General features: G+C 71.3%; 19 protein-coding genes. 11 read left to right on the top strand and 8 right to left on the bottom strand.

Translation table 11 applies throughout. The features are described from left to right. The first annotated feature begins 103 nt into the window (after positions 1–103). From AB0I81_RS14265 to AB0I81_RS14245, 5 genes are all read left to right on the top strand, one after another. On the top strand, positions 104–565 hold the full coding sequence (locus AB0I81_RS14265; protein WP_360655487.1) for a hypothetical protein: 462 nt from the start codon (positions 104–106) through the stop codon (positions 563–565). A gap of 155 nt (positions 566–720) precedes the next feature. Next, positions 721–1,389 carry a response regulator transcription factor gene (locus AB0I81_RS14260; RefSeq protein ID WP_360655484.1) on the top strand — a complete coding sequence of 223 codons (669 nt, stop codon included), beginning with the start codon at positions 721–723 and terminating at the stop codon, positions 1,387–1,389. A 129-nt stretch (positions 1,390–1,518) separates the two neighbouring features. Further along, positions 1,519–1,974 carry a hypothetical protein gene (locus AB0I81_RS14255; protein WP_360655481.1) on the top strand — a complete coding sequence of 152 codons (456 nt, stop codon included), beginning with the start codon at positions 1,519–1,521 and terminating at the stop codon, positions 1,972–1,974. A gap of 95 nt (positions 1,975–2,069) precedes the next feature. Next, positions 2,070–2,558 carry a MarR family transcriptional regulator gene (locus AB0I81_RS14250; protein WP_360655478.1) on the top strand — a complete coding sequence of 163 codons (489 nt, stop codon included), beginning with the start codon at positions 2,070–2,072 and terminating at the stop codon, positions 2,556–2,558. A gap of 61 nt (positions 2,559–2,619) precedes the next feature. After that, on the top strand, positions 2,620–3,825 hold the full coding sequence (locus tag AB0I81_RS14245) for a cytochrome P450 (RefSeq protein ID WP_360655475.1): 1,206 nt from the start codon (positions 2,620–2,622) through the stop codon (positions 3,823–3,825). 105 nt (positions 3,826–3,930) lie between these two features. Here AB0I81_RS14245 and AB0I81_RS14240 read toward each other — a convergent pair whose 3' ends face one another. The 4 genes from AB0I81_RS14240 to AB0I81_RS14225 all read right to left on the bottom strand — a co-directional run bounded on the left by AB0I81_RS14240 (position 3,931) and on the right by AB0I81_RS14225 (position 7,853). After that, positions 3,931–4,458 carry an XdhC family protein gene (locus AB0I81_RS14240; RefSeq protein ID WP_360655472.1) on the bottom strand — a complete coding sequence of 176 codons (528 nt, stop codon included), beginning with the start codon at positions 4,456–4,458 and terminating at the stop codon, positions 3,931–3,933. A 41-nt stretch (positions 4,459–4,499) separates the two neighbouring features. After that, positions 4,500–5,027 carry an RICIN domain-containing protein gene (locus AB0I81_RS14235; RefSeq protein ID WP_360655469.1) on the bottom strand — a complete coding sequence of 176 codons (528 nt, stop codon included), beginning with the start codon at positions 5,025–5,027 and terminating at the stop codon, positions 4,500–4,502. A gap of 130 nt (positions 5,028–5,157) precedes the next feature. Beyond that, positions 5,158–6,153, bottom strand: coding sequence for a LacI family DNA-binding transcriptional regulator (locus AB0I81_RS14230; RefSeq protein WP_360655466.1), 996 nt, complete (start codon positions 6,151–6,153; stop codon positions 5,158–5,160). A gap of 170 nt (positions 6,154–6,323) precedes the next feature. Continuing rightward, a complete protein-coding gene (locus AB0I81_RS14225) occupies positions 6,324–7,853 on the bottom strand; it encodes an alpha-L-arabinofuranosidase C-terminal domain-containing protein (RefSeq protein WP_360655463.1) in 1,530 nt (509 codons plus the stop codon). A gap of 147 nt (positions 7,854–8,000) precedes the next feature. Between AB0I81_RS14225 and AB0I81_RS14220 the strand changes: the two genes are divergently transcribed. The 4 genes from AB0I81_RS14220 to AB0I81_RS14205 all read left to right on the top strand — a co-directional run bounded on the left by AB0I81_RS14220 (position 8,001) and on the right by AB0I81_RS14205 (position 15,139). Continuing rightward, positions 8,001–11,093 carry a hypothetical protein gene (locus AB0I81_RS14220; RefSeq protein WP_360655460.1) on the top strand — a complete coding sequence of 1,031 codons (3,093 nt, stop codon included), beginning with the start codon at positions 8,001–8,003 and terminating at the stop codon, positions 11,091–11,093. Between the two features lie 88 nt (positions 11,094–11,181). After that, entirely contained in the window at positions 11,182–12,000 is an 819-nt protein-coding gene (locus AB0I81_RS14215) for an ABC transporter ATP-binding protein (protein ID WP_360655457.1), read from the top strand. A 50-nt stretch (positions 12,001–12,050) separates the two neighbouring features. Further along, positions 12,051–13,043, top strand: coding sequence for an iron-siderophore ABC transporter substrate-binding protein (locus tag AB0I81_RS14210; RefSeq protein ID WP_360655455.1), 993 nt, complete (start codon positions 12,051–12,053; stop codon positions 13,041–13,043). Next, positions 13,040–15,139 (top strand): iron ABC transporter permease, encoded by a 2,100-nt coding sequence (locus AB0I81_RS14205; protein ID WP_360655452.1) that lies wholly within the window; start codon positions 13,040–13,042, stop codon positions 15,137–15,139. Before AB0I81_RS14210 ends, AB0I81_RS14205 begins: the two co-directional genes overlap by 4 nt. A 149-nt stretch (positions 15,140–15,288) precedes the next feature. On the opposite strand, the gene AB0I81_RS14200 is transcribed toward AB0I81_RS14205, so the two are convergent. After that, positions 15,289–15,867: a TetR/AcrR family transcriptional regulator gene (locus AB0I81_RS14200; RefSeq protein ID WP_360655449.1), complete on the bottom strand. Its 579-nt coding sequence runs from the start codon at positions 15,865–15,867 to the stop codon at positions 15,289–15,291. Between the two features lie 149 nt (positions 15,868–16,016). Between AB0I81_RS14200 and AB0I81_RS14195 the strand changes: the two genes are divergently transcribed. Beyond that, positions 16,017–17,561 (top strand): MDR family MFS transporter, encoded by a 1,545-nt coding sequence (locus AB0I81_RS14195; RefSeq protein ID WP_360655534.1) that lies wholly within the window; start codon positions 16,017–16,019, stop codon positions 17,559–17,561. Between the two features lie 65 nt (positions 17,562–17,626). Here AB0I81_RS14195 and AB0I81_RS14190 read toward each other — a convergent pair whose 3' ends face one another. The 3 genes from AB0I81_RS14190 to AB0I81_RS14180 form a co-directional block, all read right to left on the bottom strand. After that, a complete protein-coding gene (locus AB0I81_RS14190) occupies positions 17,627–18,175 on the bottom strand; it encodes a hypothetical protein (protein ID WP_360655446.1) in 549 nt (182 codons plus the stop codon). Between the two features lie 37 nt (positions 18,176–18,212). After that, positions 18,213–18,566 carry an ArsC/Spx/MgsR family protein gene (locus AB0I81_RS14185; protein ID WP_360655443.1) on the bottom strand — a complete coding sequence of 118 codons (354 nt, stop codon included), beginning with the start codon at positions 18,564–18,566 and terminating at the stop codon, positions 18,213–18,215. Between the two features lie 105 nt (positions 18,567–18,671). Continuing rightward, complete coding sequence (locus AB0I81_RS14180) at positions 18,672–19,268, bottom strand: TetR-like C-terminal domain-containing protein (RefSeq protein ID WP_360655440.1); 597 nt, start codon at positions 19,266–19,268, stop codon at positions 18,672–18,674. 85 nt (positions 19,269–19,353) lie between these two features. Between AB0I81_RS14180 and AB0I81_RS14175 the strand changes: the two genes are divergently transcribed. After that, positions 19,354–20,547, top strand: coding sequence for a DUF418 domain-containing protein (locus AB0I81_RS14175; RefSeq protein WP_360655437.1), 1,194 nt, complete (start codon positions 19,354–19,356; stop codon positions 20,545–20,547). Positions 20,548–20,694: the final 147 nt, after the last annotated feature.

Genomic DNA, 20,694 nt, shown 5'->3' with positions numbered 1-20,694 from the left:
CTGCTTCATCAGTGGGCATTGGTGTAACGGCGGGCATAGGCAGGCGGGCGAAAACGGTTCACGATGGGTGGCCGGATCTCCTCACCCAACGGAGGGTCATATCGTGCGTCTGCTCACCGGCTTGACGATGAGTGCCGTACTCGCCACCGGCCTGCTGGCCGCCCCACCTGCCCTGGCCGCCGCCCAGACGGCGGTGAGCTTCGCCGCGGACTCGGGCGACTCATGCCGCCGCGGTTTCACGGAGGGTAGCCTCGAACGCTACGCCGGACCGGTCATCCGCCCGACCGTCCTCGTCGAGGGCTTAGTGTCCGACGAGGGCGTCCCGACCGTCTGCTTCCCCGACAACAAGTACACCACCGCCACCTTCGACGGCTACGACGACACCGGGCTCGTGGCCACCGAGACCGCCAAGGCGAACGACGAGCAGGTCAAGTTCGCCTTCAAGCTGTCCGACTCCACGGGCGTGCGGACGATAACCCGGGTGGTCGTGCAGGTGTGCCGGCACACCAACGCGCCCATCGGGACCAGCTACTGCGGCAAGGCCCAGGAGTACAAGATCCCCTAGTCCCCCGGCTCAGGCTCGCGGCCCAGGCGTATTACGGCTGGGCCGCTTTTCTCTGTCCACAGGGGCGAGCAGCGCAGGGGCACCCGAGGCACGCGACACCCGGACGCCGGGAGGTTCGTGGCTCACGACGGGGGCGGCCCCGAGACGGGGGATACATGCGTGTCCTGATCGTTGAGGATGACGTCACGACGAGCATGGAGCTGGTCCGGGGTTTCGCGGAGCGGGGTTTCGAGACGATCACCGCCGCGAGCGGCCGCTCGGCTCTGCGGCTCTTCGCCTCGGTGGATGTCGTACTCCTGGATCTCGGCCTGCCCGATATCGACGGGGTGGAGGTGTGCCGGCTGATCCGCGCCGTGTCCGGCGTGCCGATCATTGTGGTCAGTGGCCGCGACAACGAATTCGACCGGGTTCTCGGACTGAGGATGGGGGCCGATGACTACGTCGTGAAGCCGTACCGGCTGCGGGAGTTGACCGCGCGCATGGAGGCCGTGGTGCGGCGGGCCCGCTGGCCGCGCGAGAAATATGTGCTCGGCCCCGTGCGGCTCGACCCGCACGGCCGGCGGGTGGCGGTGGCCGACCGGGGGGTCGCGCTCACCCGCAAGGAGTTCGACCTGCTCATTCTCCTGGCCAGCGAGCCGGGACGCACCTTCACGCGCGAGCACATCATGGCCGAGGTCTGGGGGCACGACGGGGCCGGAGACACCCGGACGCTCGGCGTGCACGTGGCGGGCCTGCGCAGGAAACTCGGCCTGCCCGACTTCATCGAGACCGTACGCGGCGTCGGATTCCGGCTGGCCGTCCAGCCGTGCTCGCGCGAACCCTGATCGGCCGTCGCACCTGCCGCAGCACAGTCGCACCTGCCGCAGCACAGTCACGCCCGGGACGACGTAGGGTCCACATCAGCGACCAGTTCCCGGCCGCGCGACCGCGGCCCGCGTGAGAGGGAAGCCGGCATGACCGTCACTCCCGAGCAGTTGCGTGCCCTCGCCACCCGCGCCGAGGCGCTCACCGCCGAGCTCTGGGCGCTCTGTGGCACCGTCCAGAACGGATCCGCCGAACCCGATCCCCTCGTGGCGGCGCGGCAGGCCGCGGGGTGGCTGGCCCGGGGCGCGGAGGATCTGCAACTCGCCGCCGCCGACCTGGCCAGGTTGCAGGAGCAGCCGTGCGGCCTGCCGTGGGGCGTGTGCCCCGAGCACGGCAACACTCTCAACTCCAGCGCGGGCATCTCCACGTGCCGGGTGTGCCAGCGTACGTGGGCGCATGACCGGTTGCGCCGGCCGTGCGACGAGACGGCGACGTGGAAGGTGATCGACCGGGCGGGGACGGTCACGCGGATGTGCGACGGGCACGTCCTGGGCGCGCGCGCCGCCGCAGGCAACGCCACCTTCGTCCGGCTCGGCGCCGACTGACCGAGCGCGTATTTTCCGCGTCAAGACCCGTATGGATCGCCGTATCCCGCTTCACAGGCCGGAGGGCACGGGCGTACAGTTCGTAAAGTACGTACTTGACGTTCATTGCGAAGTTGGCGCGGATGAATCCTTCGGAGAGCGAGTTCGTCGACCGGATGGGCCTGGTCATGGAGCGCCTGGGCACGACGCGGACGATGGGCCGGCTGTGGGGCTGGCTCATGATCTGCGACCCGCCGCACCAGTCGCTCACCGACCTGGCGACGGCGCTCGGCGTGAGCAAGACCGCGGTCAGCACGGTCTCCAGGCAACTGGAGACGGCCGGGATGATCGAGCGGGTGCCCACGTCGGCCCGCGGCCACCACTACCGGCTGGTCGGCGGCGGCTGGGCCTACGCCATCAAGGTCCAGCTCAAGGCCATGCAGCTCAGCCTGGACACGCTGGACTTCGGGCTGTCGGTCGTGGACGAGGCACGGACCACCCAGCGGGCCCAGGTCGCGGAGACCAGGGAGTTCTTCGCCTTCATCCTCCATGACGCGGACGAGATGCTGCACCGCTGGGAGGAATACCGCAAGAGATCGTCCTGACGTACGTCTCGATCATTCGAGAGCGACAAAGAAGAGGGATCCTCAACCCAAGGAGAAGGCGATGTCCTACATCGTCGAGCGGTACAACGTTCCCGCACAACACTTCTGGCTGCACGGGCCGCGATCCGGCCCGCCGGTCGAGTTCAGTGAGGAAGCCGGAATGTGGAACATCTACGGATACCCCGAGCTGCACGAGGTGCTCGGCGATCCGTCCACGTTCTCCTCCGACACCATGCGCGTCGTCCCCAAGTCGATGTTGCCGGACGGCGAGACCCCGTCCCTGGACGGGTTCATCACCCAGATCGACCCGCCGGAGCACGGCAAGCTGCGCAAGCTCGTCAGCAGCGCCTTCACCCGCAAGGTGGTCGCGGACCTGGAGCCGCGGATCGCCGAGCTGACCGGCGAACTGCTCGACGCGGCGCGCGAGCGCGAAGGGTTCGAGCTGGTGCGCGACCTGGCCTACCCGCTGCCCGTGATCGTCATCGCCGAACTGCTGGGGGTGCCCAGCAGCGACCGCGCCCTGTTCAAGGAGTGGGCCGACGCGCTGTTCCAGCGTGATGCCAAGATCTCCGTCAAGTACACCGCCGAGGAGCGCAAGGCCCAGACCGAGCCCTCGATGAAGGCGTGGCGGCAGATGGCCGGCTATCTCGGCGAGCACGCCGAGCAGCGCCGGCGGCAACCCCGCGCCGACCTGCTCACCAGGCTGGTCGAGGCCCAGGTGGACGGCGAACGGCTGCCCGCCGACCAGGTGGTCAACTTCGCCATGATCCTCCTGCTGGCCGGGCACATCACCACCACGATGCTGCTCGGCAGCACGGTGTTGTGCCTGGACGCCTACCCCGGGCAGCAGGACAGGGCGCGCGCCGACCGCGGCACGATCCCGGACGTCATCGAGGAGTCACTGCGGCTCATGACTCCGTTCGCCGCCCTCGGCCGGGCCACGACGCGCGACGTCGAGCTGGGCGGGGTGACGATCCCGGCCGACCAGATGGTCATGTGCTGGCTGGCAGCGGCCAACAGGGACCCCCGGCAGTTCCCCGACCCCGACTCCTTCGACCCGGGGCGCGACCCGAACCCGCATCTCGGTTTCGGCCGCGGCATCCACTTCTGCCTGGGCGCGCCGCTGGCCAGGCTGGAGGGGCGGGTGGCGCTGAACATCCTGCTCGACCGGTTCGACCAGCTCCGCACCGATCCCGATGAGCCCGTGGAGTTCATCACCACGCCGACCATGACGGGGGTGCGCCGCCTTCCGCTGCTGCGGAAGTGACGCGCGTCCGGCCGGAAGATGACACCGTACGGCCCGGAAAGTGCGGCCGTACGGTGCGGATAGTGCGGATAGTGCGGCTGGATGGTGCGGCTGGGCGGGGGGCGGTCAGAAGGTGAAGCCGCCGGGGCGGGCGTTGCGGTCGGCGATCAGGCCGGCCAGCGTGGCGACGGCGATCTCCGGCGGGGTCTGCGAGCCGATGTTCAGCCCGATCGGCCGGTGCACCCGGTCGATCTCCTCCCCCGGCACGCCGAGGTCGGTCAGCGCCCGCACGTGCGGCGCGGTGTGCCGGGCGCTGCCCATGATCCCGACCCACCGGACGGGATACTTGAGCACGTCGCGGAGTATCGGGCCGATCTCGTCGCGGTGGTGGTCGGTGAGCACCACGTCGGCCGTCCCGTCCAGGTAGCCGCCCAGCTCGGCCTCCAGCCTGAACCCCGTCCCGCTTCCCGCCGGACGCCGGGCGGGGTCGGGCTCGTACAGGATCGTACGGAAGCCGAGCTCGGCGCCGAACCTCAGCAGGCAGTCGGCCACCGGCGAGTCGAAGACGGCGACCAGCGTCCGCCCGGCTTGCCGGGCGGGCGCCTCGCTGTGGGCCACCTCACACGCCGGATCCTCATCGTGGGTGTGGGTCATGCCCGCAGTCTGACACGCGTGAGCCGGTCCCAGAAGGCGGGTCAGGCGGTGCGCTTGGCCCAGAAGTGCGGGCCGATCTGCTGGAACAGCGACAGCGTCGCCTGCGACGAGCCGCTCTGCCCGAGATGCCGGAGCGTCGCGACGTTCTTGGTCGGCAGGGTGCCACCGGGCCCGGAGACGGCGGTCGGGTGGAACCACTTCTGGCCGTCGGTGTTGTCGCACACCGCCACCACCACCTCGACGGTGTTCTTGGCGGTCAGGCACAACGCGGAACCCCCGCTCTCCAGGCTGGCCCGCAGCGTGTAGATGAAGGCCGCCTGCCCGCCGCCCGAGGAGAAGGTGGCCGTCTGCGCCCACTGGCCGAACTTGCTGTTGGTGTCGGGCTGCAGCGCCACGCTCGCGCCGTTGACGTTCCCGAACGCCGACATGACCAGCTTGGCGCTGTTGCCCCGGTACTCGAGCTCCTTGTAGACGGGCGCGGCGGCCTGCGCCGGTAAGGCGAGCGCGGCGCCGATCCCGGCCACACCGATGGCGGTGGCGGCGTGGCGGAGCATGCGTGATGCGAACATATGGGTTCCCCCGTTGTCATGATGTCTGGTCCACCCCGTTGATGAACCTCCGGAAGTAAACCCGCTCGGACACCGGTCGGTCCGCGCACAAATACGCGCTACGGCGGTGCTCCCGGGCACACGCCGGCGATCAGCGGGTGGACTCGCGGATCATGAGCCGGAAGGGGGCGACGTACTGGCCGGTCGGGCGCTGGGGGGCGAGCACGCGCTCCACCACCAGCTCCACCGCCTTGGCGGCCATCCAGCGGTGGTCAGGCGCCACGGTGGACAGCGAGGGCACGGCGTACGCCGCCTCCGGGATGTCGTCGAAACCGACGAGACGCACGTCGTCGGGCACCCGCAGACCACGGTCGGCCAGCCCCCGCAGGATGCCGAGTGCGACGGTGTCGGTCACCGCGACCACGCCGTCGATCTCCTGCCCGGAGTCGGCCAGGCGGTGCGCGACGGCGCGGCCGGCCTCCATGCTCATCCCGTCGAGGACGAACAGCAGCGGCGGATCGAGGTCGAGGCCGCGTTCGGCGAGCGCGGCGCGATAGCCCCGGTAACGGCGGGTCACCACGTTCACGCCCTCCAGGGCGCCGCCGGTGACGATCGCGATGCGGCGGCATCCCCGGTCGGCCAGGTGCGCGACGGCGGCGGCGGTGCCGTCCTCGTTGGGCATGGCGACGTGGTCGAAGCGCCCGCCGAAGTCCTGCTCGCCGAGCATCACGATGGGGTAGTCGGCGTCGGCGGGCCCTTCCAGGCGGTCGAGTTCGACCGCGCTGAGGATCAGCCCGTCGAAGTGCAGGGTGCGGGAGTGGGCGATGGCGCCGGCCTCGCCGGCCGCCGCCGCGCCGGTCTGCTCGACGACGACGTGGAAGCCCCGCCGCCGGGCCTCGTCGATCACGTGGACGGCGAGGTGGCCGAAGTACGGGCTGTCGATGTCGGGCACGGCCAGGCCGATGACGCCGGTCCGCCCGGACTTGAGGGTGCGGGCGGAGACGTTGACGCGGTAGCCCGACTGGCGGATGGCCTCCAGCACGCGGCGGCGCACCGGCTCGCTGACGCCGGGGCGGTTGTTGACCACGTTGGAGACGGTCATCTTCGACACCCCGGCCAGCCGGGCGACGTCTGTCATGGTCACCATGCCGTGCCCCACGTTCTGCTCACCTGCGCGGACCCACGTGGCCGCCGCTCACCTGCGCGGACCCGCGCCCGCCGCTCACCTGCGCGGACTCCGCGTGCGCCGCACCCGGCCGAGGCCGTCCGCGCAGGCCACCGATGGCGGTGAGCTTATCGCGGATCACTCGGGCGCGGTCATGCCAGGTCCGCCTCGACGGTGACGAAGGAGTGGGCGGGCAGGTGCACGCGGAGTCCGGAGGCCGTGGCCGTGACCTGCTCGTGAGCGCGCGGCGCGACCGCGGCGGGCGTTTCGGGGCTGTTGTGCTCCTGCGGCTCGCCCGCGGTCAGGATGCGCGAGCGGACGCCGGTGAGCGCGCCGCCACGCAGGTCCAGCTCGACGTCGGCCGGCCGGTCGGTGTCCAGGTTGGACAGGGAGATGAGCACCCGGCCGTCCTTGCGGCTGGCCGACAACGAGACGGTCGCGAGGGTGTCGCTCCCGACCTCGCGGGTGGGCACATCGCCGAGCAGGTCCACGCGCAGGGAGGCGGCGTCCTGGTGACCCTTGTTCATCTCGAACACGTGGTAGGTGGGCGTGAGAACGAGCGCGCCCGAGGAGGGGTCGGTGAGGATCATGGCCTGCAGCACGTTCACCGTCTGCGCGATGTTGGCCATCACCAGGCGGTCGGCGTGCCGGTGGAAGACGTCGAAGTGCACGCTGGCGACCAGCGCGTCCCTGAGCGTGTTCTGCTGGTAGAGGAAGCCCGGGTTGGTGCCCGGCTCGACGTTCCACCAGGTGCCCCACTCGTCCAGCACCAGGCCCACGGTCTTTTCCGGGTCGTAGCAGTCCATCACGTTGGAGTGGCCGGTGATCAGCTCGTCCACGTGGGCGGCCTTCACCATCGTGCGGTAGTACTCGTCGGTGGTGAACACCGTGGCGTCGCCCTTGTCCTGCCAGGTGCCGGGGACCGTGTAGTAGTGGAACGACAGCGCCTGCATGAAGCCGGTGGGCCGGTAGGCGCAGCCCAGTTCGCCGAACTGCTTCATGAGCGTCTCGGTCCAGGCGTAGTCGCCGGCGTTCGCCCCGGCCGCGATCCGGTAGAGCTTGTTGTCGCCGTGGTTGCGGCAGTAGGTGCCGAACCTGCGCGCCTCGGCGGCGTACTGCTCGGCGCTCATGCTGCCGCCGCAGCCCCACGCCTCGTTCCCGAGCCCCCAGTACGGGATCCGCCACGGCTCCTCGCGCCCGTTGGCCTTGCGCAGCCGCACCATCGGCGAGTCGCCCTCACGGGTCAGGTACTCCACCCAGTCGCTCATCTCGCGCACCGTGCCAGACCCGACATTCCCGGAAATGTACGGCTCCGCCCCCAGCAGCTCGCACAGCGCCATGAACTCGTGCGTGCCGAAGTGGTTGTTCTCCTCGACGTTGCCCCAGTGCGTGTTGACCATCACGGGCCGCTCGACCTTGGGACCGATGCCGTCCATCCAGTGGTATTCGTCGGCGAAGCAGCCGCCCGGCCAGCGCAGGTTCGGGATGTTCAGCGCCCGCAGCGCCTCCACCACGTCCAGCCGGATGCCGCCGGCGTTCGGCAGGTCGCTGTCCTCGCCCACGTAGAACCCGCCGTAGATGCACCGGCCCAGGTGCTCGGCGAAGTGGCCGTACAGGTGCCGGCTGATCACCGGGCCTTTGACGTCGAGGTTGATGACGGCGGGCAGCACGTTTTCGCTCATCTCTGAACACCTTGCCTTAGGGGCGCATTTATCGATAAAGCGAAGCTACTTTATCGATACAGAACCCCCTGTCAAGAGGCCGCACCCGCTGTACGCCGCCGCACGCATCGTTCAGCATGGACAGCGTCAGCGGTCGAGGAGGCACCCGTGCCGAAAAGACTCTCCTACTCCGACGCGGTCAAGCTGCTGGGCGGTTCGCGCAGCGGGCTGATCGCCGCCCTGGACAAGCTGACCGGCGGCGTGCTGATCAGCGCCACGGGCGGGGGCGGCGAGTTCGCCCTCAGCCTCTTCGACGTCAAGGGCGAACTGGTCCAGCTCAGCCAGGAACTGATCACCGGACTGGCCGACCGCATGCGCGGCCTGAGCCGCTTCGACAGGACGCAGCGGCTCACCGCCGCGCACAAGGTCATCGTCCTGACCGGCTTCTTCGAGGCCGTCGGCGCGGCGGCGCTGCCGGTCGCCGGGCCGCTGCTCGACAGGCCGGCGCAGGTGGAGCTGGCGACCGGCCGGCCGCCCGCCTCCAAGCGCCTGGACGCGCTGGCCTCCGTGCTGCACGACAGCGACATCCCCGGCGAGTCCGCCGGTCCCCTGCCCGGCGCGTTACCGGCGTTCTACGCCGCCCTGGGCGAACGGCTCCTCGTCTACCTGCGCGACTCCACCGCCTGGGCGGACCTGGCCGATCCCGGCGAGGTCGTTCGCAAGCTGACGCTGGAGGTGCCGGAGCACGCGCTGCGCCGCTACGAGGAGCACCTGCGGCGCCTGGCCGCCGACTTCCCCGAGGTGGCCTTCTGGGCGAACCGGCTCGACCACGTCGCCACGCACCGGCGGCTGGTGGCGCTGCAGGCCGGCATGGAGGGGCTGGGCCTGGCGCTGGAGGAGATCGCCGCCGGGACCGTTCCCGTCGATGCCCGCCGCGAGGCGCTGGCCAGGCGCTACCGCAGCGTGCTCGACCGGCCCATCGTGACGACAGGGGATCTGCCGGAGGGGCTGACGATCCCGTCGCTGGCCAGCGCGTACGTCACGCCCTGCTTCCGCGCCGCCGAGGCCGTCGAGTCCTCCGGCATCGACCAGGAGCAGTGGTGGGACGGCCATCCCGTCCGCGACGACCTCCAGGAATTCCTGATCGGCCACCTGACCTCGATCGCCGCCACCCGCTCCCCGCTGATCGTGCTGGGCCAGCCCGGCTCGGGCAAGTCCGTGCTCACCCAGGTGCTGGCCGCCCGCCTGCCCGCCTCCGACTTCCTGACCGTGCGGGTGGCGCTGCGCGACGTCCCGGCCGACACCGACCTGCAGTCCCAGATCGAGTACGCGATCAGGGCGGCGACCGGGGCGAGCCTGTCCTGGCCCGACGTGGCGGGCACGGCCGGCGGCGCGCTGCCCGTCATTCTGATCGACGGCTTCGACGAGTTGCTGCAGGCGTCCGGCATCGGGCAGAGCGACTACCTGGAGCGGGTCGTACGCTTCCAGGAGCGCGAGGCCGACCAGGGCCGCCCGGTCGCGGTGCTGATCACCATCCGCATCGCGGTCGTCGACCGGGCCCGCATCCCGCGCGCCGGCGCCGTCGCCATGCGGCTGGAGCCGTTCACCCATCGGCAGGTCGAACGGTGGCTGGCCATCTGGAACGAGCACAACCTGGACCAGCTCACCCGGCGCGGCGTGCGCCCGCTGGCCGCGGAGGCGGCGCTGCGGCAGCCGGAGCTCGCGGCGCAGCCGCTCCTCCTGCTGATGCTGGCGCTCTACGACGCGCCCGACAACGCGCTGCAGCGTTACGAGGGCGAGCTGAACCGCGCCGACCTGTACGACCGCATCCTGCGGCGCTTCGTGGAACGCGAGATCCACAAGACCCGTCCTGAGCTGGCGGGCGAGCCGCTGGAGGAGGCCGTCGAGCACGAGTTGCTGCGGCTGTCCGTCGCGGCGTTCGCCATGTTCAACCGGGGCCGCCAGTGGGTCACCGACGAGGAGCTCTCGGCCGACCTGAGCGCGCTGACCGGCGGCCCGGCCGGCGAGCGCAGAAAGGGCGGCTCCCAGACCGCGCCGACCCCGGCGCAACGGGTCGTCGGCAGGTTCTTCTTCATTCACCAGACCCAGGCATTGCGCAGGGACGCCACGGTCACCACGTGCCAGTTCCTGCACTCCTCCTTCGGCGAGTTCCTCGTCGCCCGGCAGATCCAGCGTGAGCTGATGGCCGCCGAGCGCGCCGTGGACGACGGCTTCATGCGTACTCTGCTGTCCTTCGCCCCGCTGACCACAGGCGGCCAGGTCATCGAGTTCCTGCGCCCGCTGACCGGGCAACTGTCCGACGACCGGCGCCGCCTGCTGCGCGGCCTGCTGCTCACCGCCTTCCACGGCGCGCTCTATCCCCCGGGTCGCGTCGTCCGGTCCGCCTACCGGCCCGCCAGGATCGGCGCTCCCGCCGGGCACGCCGCCTACTCGGCGAACCTGCTCCTGCTGATCGTCATGGTGGGCGGGCCGGTCAACGGGCGGGAGTTGTTCCCGGGGACGCCCGCCCCCGCGGCCCAGTGGCGCAGGCACGCCTTCCTGTGGCGTTCGCAGTTCACCGCCGAGGGCTGGGGCAACCTCTCCGCCCTGCTGTCGCTCCGGCGGGTCTGGTACGAAGGCGATCGCGAGGTCAGGATCGGCTGGGGCGAGGAGCCCTCCTGGACGCCGCCCGAGCTGGACGCCTACTGGATGTTCCGCCTGCCGCCGGGGCATCCCTGGCGGGAGCGGCACGGCTGGCGCCTGCACCGCAGTCACCACCTGCTGCGGGAGAGCTACTTCAACTGCGACTTCGCCGAGGACATCGCCTGGCACGCGCTCGCGCCGCTGGTGGCCGAGCTCGACTACGACGACATGGAGGGCGCCGACGACATCGAGGCCACCACGGCCTTCGGCGTGCTGAGCGCCGAGCGGACGGTCTCGGTCACCAACGCCCTGACGCGGGTGTGGCTGGCCTCCAGTCATCCGTACGGCGGCGACGACCTGGAACGGGCCTACGGGGAATGCCTGCGGGTCATCGTGAACAGCCGGCCGGGCGGCCACGCCGTCGCGGGGGACGCCTATCTTGCCCGTTTCCTGCGTCAGCTCGCGGCCGACCGTGACCGGCTGTCACCCGAGTTCCGCGCCCGCGTACTCGATCAGCTCAAGGAGTCCCTGCTCGACGAGGCGCACCTCGACGACCTGCCCATGGTGCGGGGCTGGGCGGAGCGGGCCTTCGGCGATCTCGGCTGGTCCCCGCCCTGAGCCGTCCAACCCTCTGACGGGGGCCGATGACAGTCGTTAGGGAGACCCGGGATGGCACATGAGGCAAGGCTAGCCTAACCTTGGGCGCATGACCGAGGAGATTTCGCTCCGCGGCACGGAGCTCTCCCTCAGCTACCACGGCACCACCGTGGTCGAGGACGGCCGCATCACCCTGCGGCCTGGCCACGTGACCGCGCTGGTGGGCCCCAACGGCAGCGGCAAGTCGACCCTGCTGCGGGCGCTGGCCAGGCTGCACCGCCCCGACAGCGGCGCCGTGACGCTGGCCGGCGGCGCCGACGCGCTGGCCCTGCCGGCGCGCGACTTCGCCCGCCGGGTGACCCTGCTGTCGCAGAGCCGCCCCACGCCCGGCGGCGTGCAGGTGCGCGACGTCGTCGGGTACGGCCGCCACCCCTACAGGCGGCGTTGGCGGGCCGCGGACCCCGGGGGCGCCGCCGCCGTGACCAGGGCGATGGAGCTGACCGGCGTGGCGGCGATGGCGGAGCGGCCGGTGGACGAGCTGTCCGGCGGCGAGCTGCAGCGCGTCTGGCTGGCCACCTGCCTGGCCCAGGACACCGGCGTGCTGCTGCTCGACGAGCCCACCACCTTCCTCGACCTGCGTTACCAGGTGGAGCTGCTGGAGCTCATCCGCGACCTGGCCGACGAGCACGGCGTGGCGATCGGCGTCGTCCTGCACGACCTCAACCAGGCCGCCGAGATCGCCGACCACGTCGTGCTGCTGCACCACGGCCGGGTCCGCGCCGACGGCCCGCCCGCGCAGGTGCTCACCGAGGACCTGCTCAGCGACACCTACGGCATCCGCATCGAGGTCAGCCAGGACCCCAGGACGGGCACCGTGACCACCCGGCCGATCGGCCGCCACAACACCACCGTCCCCGCGGTGACGTGACCGGCCGCCAGAACATCACCGTCCCCGTAACAACCATGACAGGAACCACCATGCGCAGTGCCCTGACGGCCCCCTTGACGGCGTTCGCCGCCATCGTCGTACTCGCCGCTTGCGGCACGACCGAGGCGCCCGTACCCGAGCAGGCCCCTTCCGCCGGAACGGCGTCCGCCACCGCCGCCGCCGTGACCGTGACCGACAGCCGCGGCAAGGAGGTCAAGCTGGACCGCCCCGCCACCCGGGTCGTCAGCCTGGAGTGGGGCGAGACCGAGATGCTGGCCGGGCTCGGCGTGATGCCGGTGGGCGCGGCCGACGTGAAGGGGTTCGCCACCTGGGACACCGCCGTCACGCTCGACGCCTCGGTCAAGGACGTCGGCACCCGGCAGGAGCCCAGCGTGGACTCCATCAGCGCCCTGCAGCCCGATCTGGTCCTCATGGAGTCCGACGACTCCGCGCTGATCGCGCAGCTGGAGAAGTTCGTGCCGGTGATCGTGGCCAAGGGCAGCGACGCCACCGACAACCTCAAGCGCATGCGCGACGACCTCAACATGATCGCCACCGCGGTCGGCAAGACCGACGTGGCCACCAAGCAGCTGGCCGACTTCGACGCGGCGATGGCCGACGCCAAGCAGAAGATCGCCGCCGCCGGCGGCGCCGGCAAGCCGTTCATCATGGCCGACGGGTGGAAGCAGGGCAGCACGATCTCGGTCCGCCTGTTCGGCAAGGGCTCGCTGGTCTCCGACGTGGCCGGGCTGCTCGGGCTGAAGAACGCCTGGACGGGCAAGGTCGATGAGGCGTGGGGCCTGGGCACCACCGACGTCGAGGGCCTGTCCGTGCTCAAGGACAAGGACACCCGCTTCTTCTACAACGCCTCCGACGGCGAGGACGTCTTCACCGACGGCCTCCAGGACAACGCCATCTGGAAGTCGCTGCCGTTCGTGGAGCAGAAGCAGGTCACCAAGCTGCCGAACGGCATCTGGACCTTCGGCGGGCCGCTCTCGTGCCGGCAGTTCGCCGACGTGCTGGTCAAGGCGTACACCGCTTGAGCACGGATGTCCTGACCCCGGCACCGCCCGAGACGCCGCTGCGGCGGCTGGGCACCGCCGGGGTCTTCCTTCTCACGCTGGCCGCCACCATCGTCGTGGCCGCCGTGCACGTGACGCAGGGCACCTCGTCGATCGGCGCGTTCGACCTGCTGGCGCTGCCGTTCGGCGGCGACTCCGGCAACGCCGAGGAGGCCGCGCGCGTGCTGCTGGCCTCCCGGCTGCCCCGGCTGCTGGCCGGCGTCTGCGTCGGTGTGGCGCTGGGCGTGGCGGGCGCGCTGCTGCAGGCGGTCGCCCGCAACGCGATGGCCTCGCCGGACACGCTGGCCGTCAGCTCGGGCGCGTACCTGGCGGTCGCCTCCGCCGCGGCGTTCGGGCTGACGCTGCCGGTGGCGCTGTCGGGCGGGCTGGCCCTGATCGGCGGCCTGGCCGCCGCCGCGCTGGTGCTGGCGCTGTCGGCGGGCGGGCGCTCCGGCACGACCCGGCTGATCCTGGCCGGCTCCGCGACCATGCTGGCGCTGCAGTCGCTGACGAACCTGGTCATGATCCTCTTTCAGCAGGAGACCACCGGGCTGTTCGCCTGGGGCAGCGGCTCGCTCGTCCAGAGTGACCTGAACGCCGTCACCCAGCTCGGCCCGGTGATCGCGCTGGCGCTGGGCGCGGCGGTGCTGGCCGGCCCCCGGCTGGACATCCTGGGTCTGGGCGACGACAGCGCCACCGTGCTCGGGGTGAACGTGCGGCGGCTGCGCCTGTGGCTCACCCTGCTGGCGGTGCTGCTGTCGGCCGGCGCGGTGACGATCGCGGGGCCGATCGGCTTCGTCGGGTTGTGCGCGCCGGTGGTCGTGCGGCTGCTGCCCAGCTCCATCCCGGGGCTGCACCGGCACCGTACGATGCTGCCCCTGTCGGGGCTGGCCGGCGTGCTGGTCGTGCTGGGCGCCGACATCGTGCTGCGGGCCGTGCTGGGCGCGCAGGCGGGGGTGGAGGTGCCGCCGGGTGTGGTGACCACCGTGCTGGGCGCGGGGGTGATGGTGTGGCTGGCCCGCCGCTACCGCGACGCGGGCCCGACCCGCCGGCCGCCCGCCGTGCGCACGGGCGCGACCCGCTCGCGCACCGCCTTCCTGGTCATGATCGCCCTCTGCGCGGCGCTGCTCGCGGGGGCGGTTCTGGTGGGCATGCTGGGCGGGGACCGGTGGCTGCTGACCGGCGACGTGTTCAACTGGCTGCAGGGCCGCAGCGGGCGGGCGCTGACCTTCGTGCTCGACCAGCGCTGGCCGCGCGTGTTCGCCGCGGTGCTGGCCGGCGCGGCGCTGGCGGTGGCGGGCGCGGCCGTGCAGGCCGTGTGCCGCAACCCGCTGGCCGAGCCCGGCGTGCTGGGCGTCACCTCCGGCGCGGGCGTCGGCGCGATCGCGCTGCTCAGCCTGGTGCCGACGGCCGGCATCTGGACCATGTCCGCGGTGGCGGGAGCGACCGCGCTGGCGGCGTTCGCGCTGGTGTACGGGCTGGCCTGGCGCGGCGGGCTGAGCTCCGACCGGCTGGTGCTGATCGGGCTCGGCGTGCAGTCCGCGTGCACGTCCATCATCATCCTGATCATCGTGCTGTCCGACCCGTGGAACACCGCCAAGGCCCTGACGTGGTTGTCCGGCTCCACGTACGGCCGCGTCCCGGCCCAGCTCATCCCCGTCGCGCTCGCGCTGCTGATCGTCGTGCCCCTGCTGGCCTGGCTGCGCCGCGACCTGGACCTGCTGTCCCTGGACGAGGACACGCCGCGCATCCTGGGCGTCCCCCTGGAGCCGGTACGGCTGGGCGCGCTCGCCGGAGCCGTGCTCCTGGCCTCCACGGCGGTCTCGGCGGTCGGAGTCATCGGCTTCGTCGGCCTGGTGGCCCCGCACGCCGCCCGCGCGCTGGTCGGCGCCCGGCACTCCAGGGTGCTGCCGGTGGCCGCGCTGCTCGGGGCGCTGCTGGTCAGCCTGGCCGACACGCTCGGGCGTACCGTCATCGCCCCGGCGCAGGTGCCGGCGGGCCTGGTGACGGCGCTGATCGGCACGCCGTACTTCGTGTACCTGCTGTGGCGGGCCCGCGCGCACGGCGACCGGGCTTGACCTTGACCCCGGGGTCAGCCCTCAGCTTCGCCGCATGACGACAGAGACGTCCCTGCGGGACCAGACAGTGATCATCACGGGCGGCGGGAGCGGGCCTGGTCAGGAAGGCGGGCCTGGTCAGGAGCGGGCCTGGTCAGGAGCGGGCCTGGTCAGGAGAACGGGCAGGCCACCTGGTCGAGGGCCAGGATCGTTAGCTCGTACAGGCTGCGCGTCTCGTGCTCGGCGCACCACCACTGCGTGCCGACGCGCAGGGCGGCCAGGAACGCTGCCGTGACCAGTTCGGGCTCCACGTCGCCCGCCCGCCCGGCCACCGCGCCGCTCAGCTCGCGCTCCAGCCGGACCCGGCCGGCCATCTGCCTGGCCAGCAGGGTGGGGTGGCGCATGGCCAGGCGGGCGCGCAAATGCCATTCCCGGTCGGGGCCGCCGCCGCCCACGTAGAGGCTCTCCAGCGCCTCGCGCAGCGCCTGCCAGGCGGTCCGGTCGGCCGGCTGCTCGCGTACGCGCTGGGCCAGGCTGTCCAGGCGCTGCTCGTCGCCGTACAGCAGCGCGTCCTCCTTGCCGTCGAAGTAGTTGGAGAACGTCCGCCTGGAGATGTTGGCGGCGTCGGCGATGGCCTCGACGGTCACGTGGTCCAGCCCGTGCTCCATGGTGAGGCGCAGCGCGGCCTCGTGCACCGACTGACGGGTCTCGGCCTTCTTGCGCTCCCGCAGACCTGCTGTGTTGCTCATGATGCGACAAGCTTACCCAATGGGAATAAATGCTCAATGCGCAAAGTTGCCCAATGAGCATGTAAGGTGTCCGAGTTGCATCCATTTATTCCTAGATCGGAGAGTTGCGCGTGAAGGCACAGCCGGCAGCGCCGTCCGCGGCGGAGCCGATGACCCACCGCCAGATCCTCGAAGCCCTCAGCGGCCTGCTGCTGGCCCTGTTCGTCGCCATGATCAGCGGCACCATCGTCTCGGTGGCGCTGCCGCAGATCATCGGGGCGCTGGAGGGCAGCCAGTCGCAGTACACCTGGGTCGTCACCGCGTCACTGCTGGCCGCGACCGCCTCGACCCCCATCTGGGGCAAGCTCGCCGACCTGTTCAACAAGAAGCTGCTGCTCCAGATCTCCATCGTGATCTTCATGGTCAGCTCGCTGGCCTGCGGCTTCGCCCAGAACACGGGCCAGCTCATCGCCTTCCGCGCCATCCAGGGCCTGGGCATGGGCGCGTTGCAGATCCTCGTACAGGTCGTCATCGCCGCCATGATCACGCCCAAGGAGCGCGGCCGCTACAACGGCTACCTCGGCGCCGTCATGGCCGTGGCCACGGTCGGCGGCCCGCTGCTCGGCGGCCTGATCGCCGACACCGAGTGGCTCGGCTGGCGCTGGTGCTTCTTCATCGCCGTGCCCTTCACCATCGCGGCCTTCGCGCTGCTGGCCAGGACCCTGAACCTGCCGACCGTGCGCCGCGCCGACGTGAGCATCGACTACTGGGGCGCCGGCCTCATCGCCGCCGGCGTCAGCGTCCTGCTCCTGTGGGTCACCTTCGTGGGCAACTCCTTCGACTGGCTGTCCTGGCAGACCGCGGCCATGGCCGGCGGCGGCCTGCTGCTGCTCGCCGTGGCCACCTGGGTCGAGTCCCGGGTCAAGGAGCCGGTCGTGCCGCTGCACGTCATCAGCCGCCGTACGCCCGCCCTGGCCATCCTGGCCAGCCTCGCGGTCGGCATGGCCATGTTCGGCGGCGCGGTCTTCCTCGGCCAGTACTTCCAGATCGGCCGCGGGTACGGTCCCACCGCCGCCGGGCTGCTGACCATCCCCATGATGGTGGGCGTCCTGCTGTCCTCCACGATCAGCGGCAGGATGATCTCCAACAGCGGCCGCACCAAGCCCTACATCGTCACCGGCCTGATCGTCCTGCTAGCGGGCTTCGGCGGCCTGGCCACCATCGACCATGAGACCTCGCTGGTCCTGGTGTCGGCGTACATGCTGGCCGTGGGCATCGGCGTCGGCATGTCCATGCAGAACCTCGTCCTGGTCATCCAGAACACCGTCCCGCTGCGCGAGATCGGCGCCGCCAGCGGCGCGATCACCTTCTTCCGCTCGCTCGGCGGCACCGTCGGCGTCTCCGTGCTCGGCGCGGTGCTGGCCAACCAGGTCTCGGCCAGCATCGCCGAGGGCCTGGCCAAGGCGGGCATCCCGGTCACCGGCGACGCCGCCGCGGCCGGCGGCAGCCTGAACCTCGCCGCGATGCCCGAGCCCATCAGGGAGATCGTCAGGGCCGCGTACGGCGACGCCACCGGCCACATCTTCCTCATCTCGGCGGGCATCGCCGTCGTGGGCCTGATCGCCGCGGCCTTCCTCAAGCCGACCCAGCTCCGCGACAGCCTCGACCTGCCGGAACCGGAGAGCCCCAAGCAGCAGGCCGTGCCCACGGCCTGACCCCGACCAGGAAGGCCGCGCCCCCGCTTCGCCCGCGGGGCCGCGGCCTTCCTGCTGTGCGGGCGCTATCCCCGGCCGGACTCGCCCTCACGGAACGGGGGCGGCGCGGCGGACGGGTCGGGATAGATGACGGCCGCGAAGAGGTGGCGCAGAGGGCGGCCGACGTAGTTCATCGCGCGGGGCCCACGGGGAACGGTGGCGCGCTCCGGGCGGTAGTGCAGGAAGGTGTAGCCCAGGCGCCAGGCCAGCATCCCGTCCGTGGCCATCTGGTCGCCGATCACCATGCCCGGCTTCGGGAAGCCGCGATATTCGCGCGACTTGAACGGCTTGCCGGCGTCGGAGACATAGCGGATGTCCAGCCCTTCCCGGATGAGCGCGGCGGCGGGACGGCGGCTGGAGTTGGTGGCGAAGGCCACCATGCGGATGCAGGCCAGCTTCGACATCTCATCCACGACGCGCGCGACGCCCGTCTCCAGATCGGCGGAGCCGTTGCGCCAGTAACTCACCAGGGGTTCGACGTCGAAGATCACGCACGCCGGGTTCTCGGCCGCGACGTGTTGCAGGACCTCGTCCCAGGAGACAATCCGATGAGTACGTACGCGCCTAAATCGCATGAAACCAATACTAATAACGCAGAGCCACTGCGCCGAGTCACAACACGGAACGCACAGCGTCCTCGGAGCGCGCGATCACCGCGGAACCGTCGTCGGCCGTGATGATCGGCCGCTGGATCAGGATCGGGTTCTGCGCCAGAGTCCTGATCCACCGGTCGCGGGAGGACATGTCACGCGGCCAGTCCGCCAGGCCGAGCTCGGCCGCCCGCGCCTCGCCGGTCCGCGCGATGTCCCACGGTTCGAGGCCGAGCCTGCCCAGGACCTCGCGCAGTTCGGGCTCGTTGGGTGGATCCTCCAGGTAGTGGCGCACGGTGTACTCAGCCGCCTCGGCATCCAGGACGGACAAGGCGGAGTGGCACTTCGAGCACGCGGGATTGATCCAGATCTCCATAAGAGACGACCGTACCGGTAACGGAGCTTTCCTCTGGACAAACCACCCCGCACAATTTCGGTAACAAACGCGAGCGCCCTGCGGCGGAAGACTCCCGCGCGGCCGTCACCTCTCGCGCAGCCCAATCGCCGGCAGGATCGCCTGGTCGACGATGGCCGCCAGCTCGGCGTCGGTGGGCGGGCCGCCGATGTCGATCACCCGCTTGGAGATGAGCGCCTCGCCCAGGTCGAGCACGACCCACGTGAGCCGCTCTGCCGGGAAGAGGCCGCACTCGGCGTAGTGCCGCAGCACCGTGCCGGTGAACGTGCCGCCGCGGGCGTTGAAGACCTTCTCGTACAGGGCCTCGGAGACCAGCGCGGAGCCCTTCGGGTCGGTGACGATGGCCGCGACCGCCTGGCCCGCCGGGCTGAGCATCCACCCGACCATGAGCCGCAGCGCCCGGATCAGGTCGCCGCGCAGGTCGTCGGAGCCCGGCGTCGGCTCCTCCACCGGGTGCGCGTGGTAGAGCGCGTCCAGGAGCACCGCGATGGGGTCGGGCCAGCGGCGGTACAACGTCGTACGGGGGGTCGCCGCCCGCCTGCCGATGCCCTCCATGCTCAGCCGCCCGACGCCGACCTCCAGCACCTCCTCCAGCACCGCGGCGTGGATGGCGTTGACCAGCTCCTCGCCACGCCGCCGGGTCCGCCCGCCGCCTTCACTCATCACGCGCTCCCCTTTTAAGCAACAACGGTGTATCTTAGCGAGCGAGCATAAGCTACACTCCCGTATCTAATCACTGGGGATAGTCATGTCCATTTCCGCGCCCATTTCCGGCCCGCCCCCTGCCCGGCAGGCCGTGCCGGTCGCGCAGCGGGCCCTCGCCCCCGACCTCGCCCGCGGCTTCATGCTGCTGCTCATCGCGGTCGCGCACGCGCACATGTACCTGTCGGGGCACCCCACCGGCTTCCGGAGCTACACCCTGGACGGCGGCGTACTCGACCGGCTCGTGGCCGGCGTGCAGATCCTGCTGGTGGACGGGCGCGCGCTGCCGATGTTCGCCGCGCTGTTCGGCTACGGCCTGGTCCAGCTCGCCAACCGGCAACTCGCGAGCGGCAGGAGCTGGACTCAGGTGCGCGGCGTGCTGCGCCGCCGGAGCCTGTGGCTGCTGGCCTTCGGCTTCTGTCACGCGCTGCTGCTGTTCTTCGGTGACATCCTCGGCGCGTACGGGCTGGTCGGGCTCATCTTCATCGGGTTCATCAGGCGCAGCGACCGGGCCCTGATGTGGGCGGCCGGGATCGGGGTCGTGCTGCACGTCGTCGTGGTCGCGCTGCTCGGGGTGCTCACCGTGACCGCGGGCAAGAGCGACACGCCCGCCGCCATGGCCGACCCGGTCGAGGCCGCGGTGATGCGGATCATCGGCTGGTCCGGCATGACGCCCACGTACTTCCTGGTGAGCGTCGTGCCGGCGCTCATGCTCGGCTTCTGGGCGGCCCGCCGCCGCATGCTGGAGGAGCCGGGGGCGCACCGGGCGACGCTCGCGCGGATCGCCGGCGTGGGCACGGCGATCTCGGTCATCGGCGGGGTGCCGCTGACGCTGATCGACACGCAGATCTGGACTCCCTCGTACGCGATCTCCGTACCAGCGTACGCCGTGCACAGCGCCTCGGGCATCGCCGGTGGCCTGGGGTACGCGGCGCTGGTCGGGCTGGTCGTGGCCGGGTGGGAGGGCGGCAGGCGGCGGCCGGGTGCGGTGGTGCGGGGGCTGGTCGCGTGCGGGCAGTGGTCGCTGACGTGTTACCTGCTCCAGTCCGTGGTGTTCGTCGCGATCTTCACCCCCTACCTGGGCGGTCTCGGACCCCGGCTCGGCGACGCTGCCGCGTCCGGCATCGCCGTGCTCACCTGGCTCGGGACCGTGGTGCTCGCCGCCCTGTTGTCCCGCGCGGGCGGGCGCGGGCCCGCGGAGACGGCCCTGCGACGGCTGACCTACCGCCGCGGCGGCTGACGACGCCGCCCTGGAGCCTTCCGCCGCACCGGCTGACGGCACGCGGCCCCGGAACCTGCCGCGGCGGCTGACGACGCTTGTCCTGGACCTGCCGCAGCGGCTGAGGGCGCTTGTCCTGGACCTGCCTCGGCGGCTGAGGGCGCTTGG

The organism is Nonomuraea sp. NPDC050404 (assembly GCF_040655495.1).
Classification (GTDB): domain Bacteria; phylum Actinomycetota; class Actinomycetes; order Streptosporangiales; family Streptosporangiaceae; genus Nonomuraea.
Note: the sequence above shows the minus strand (reverse complement) of the source record. Positions and strands in the feature narration are given on the sequence as shown.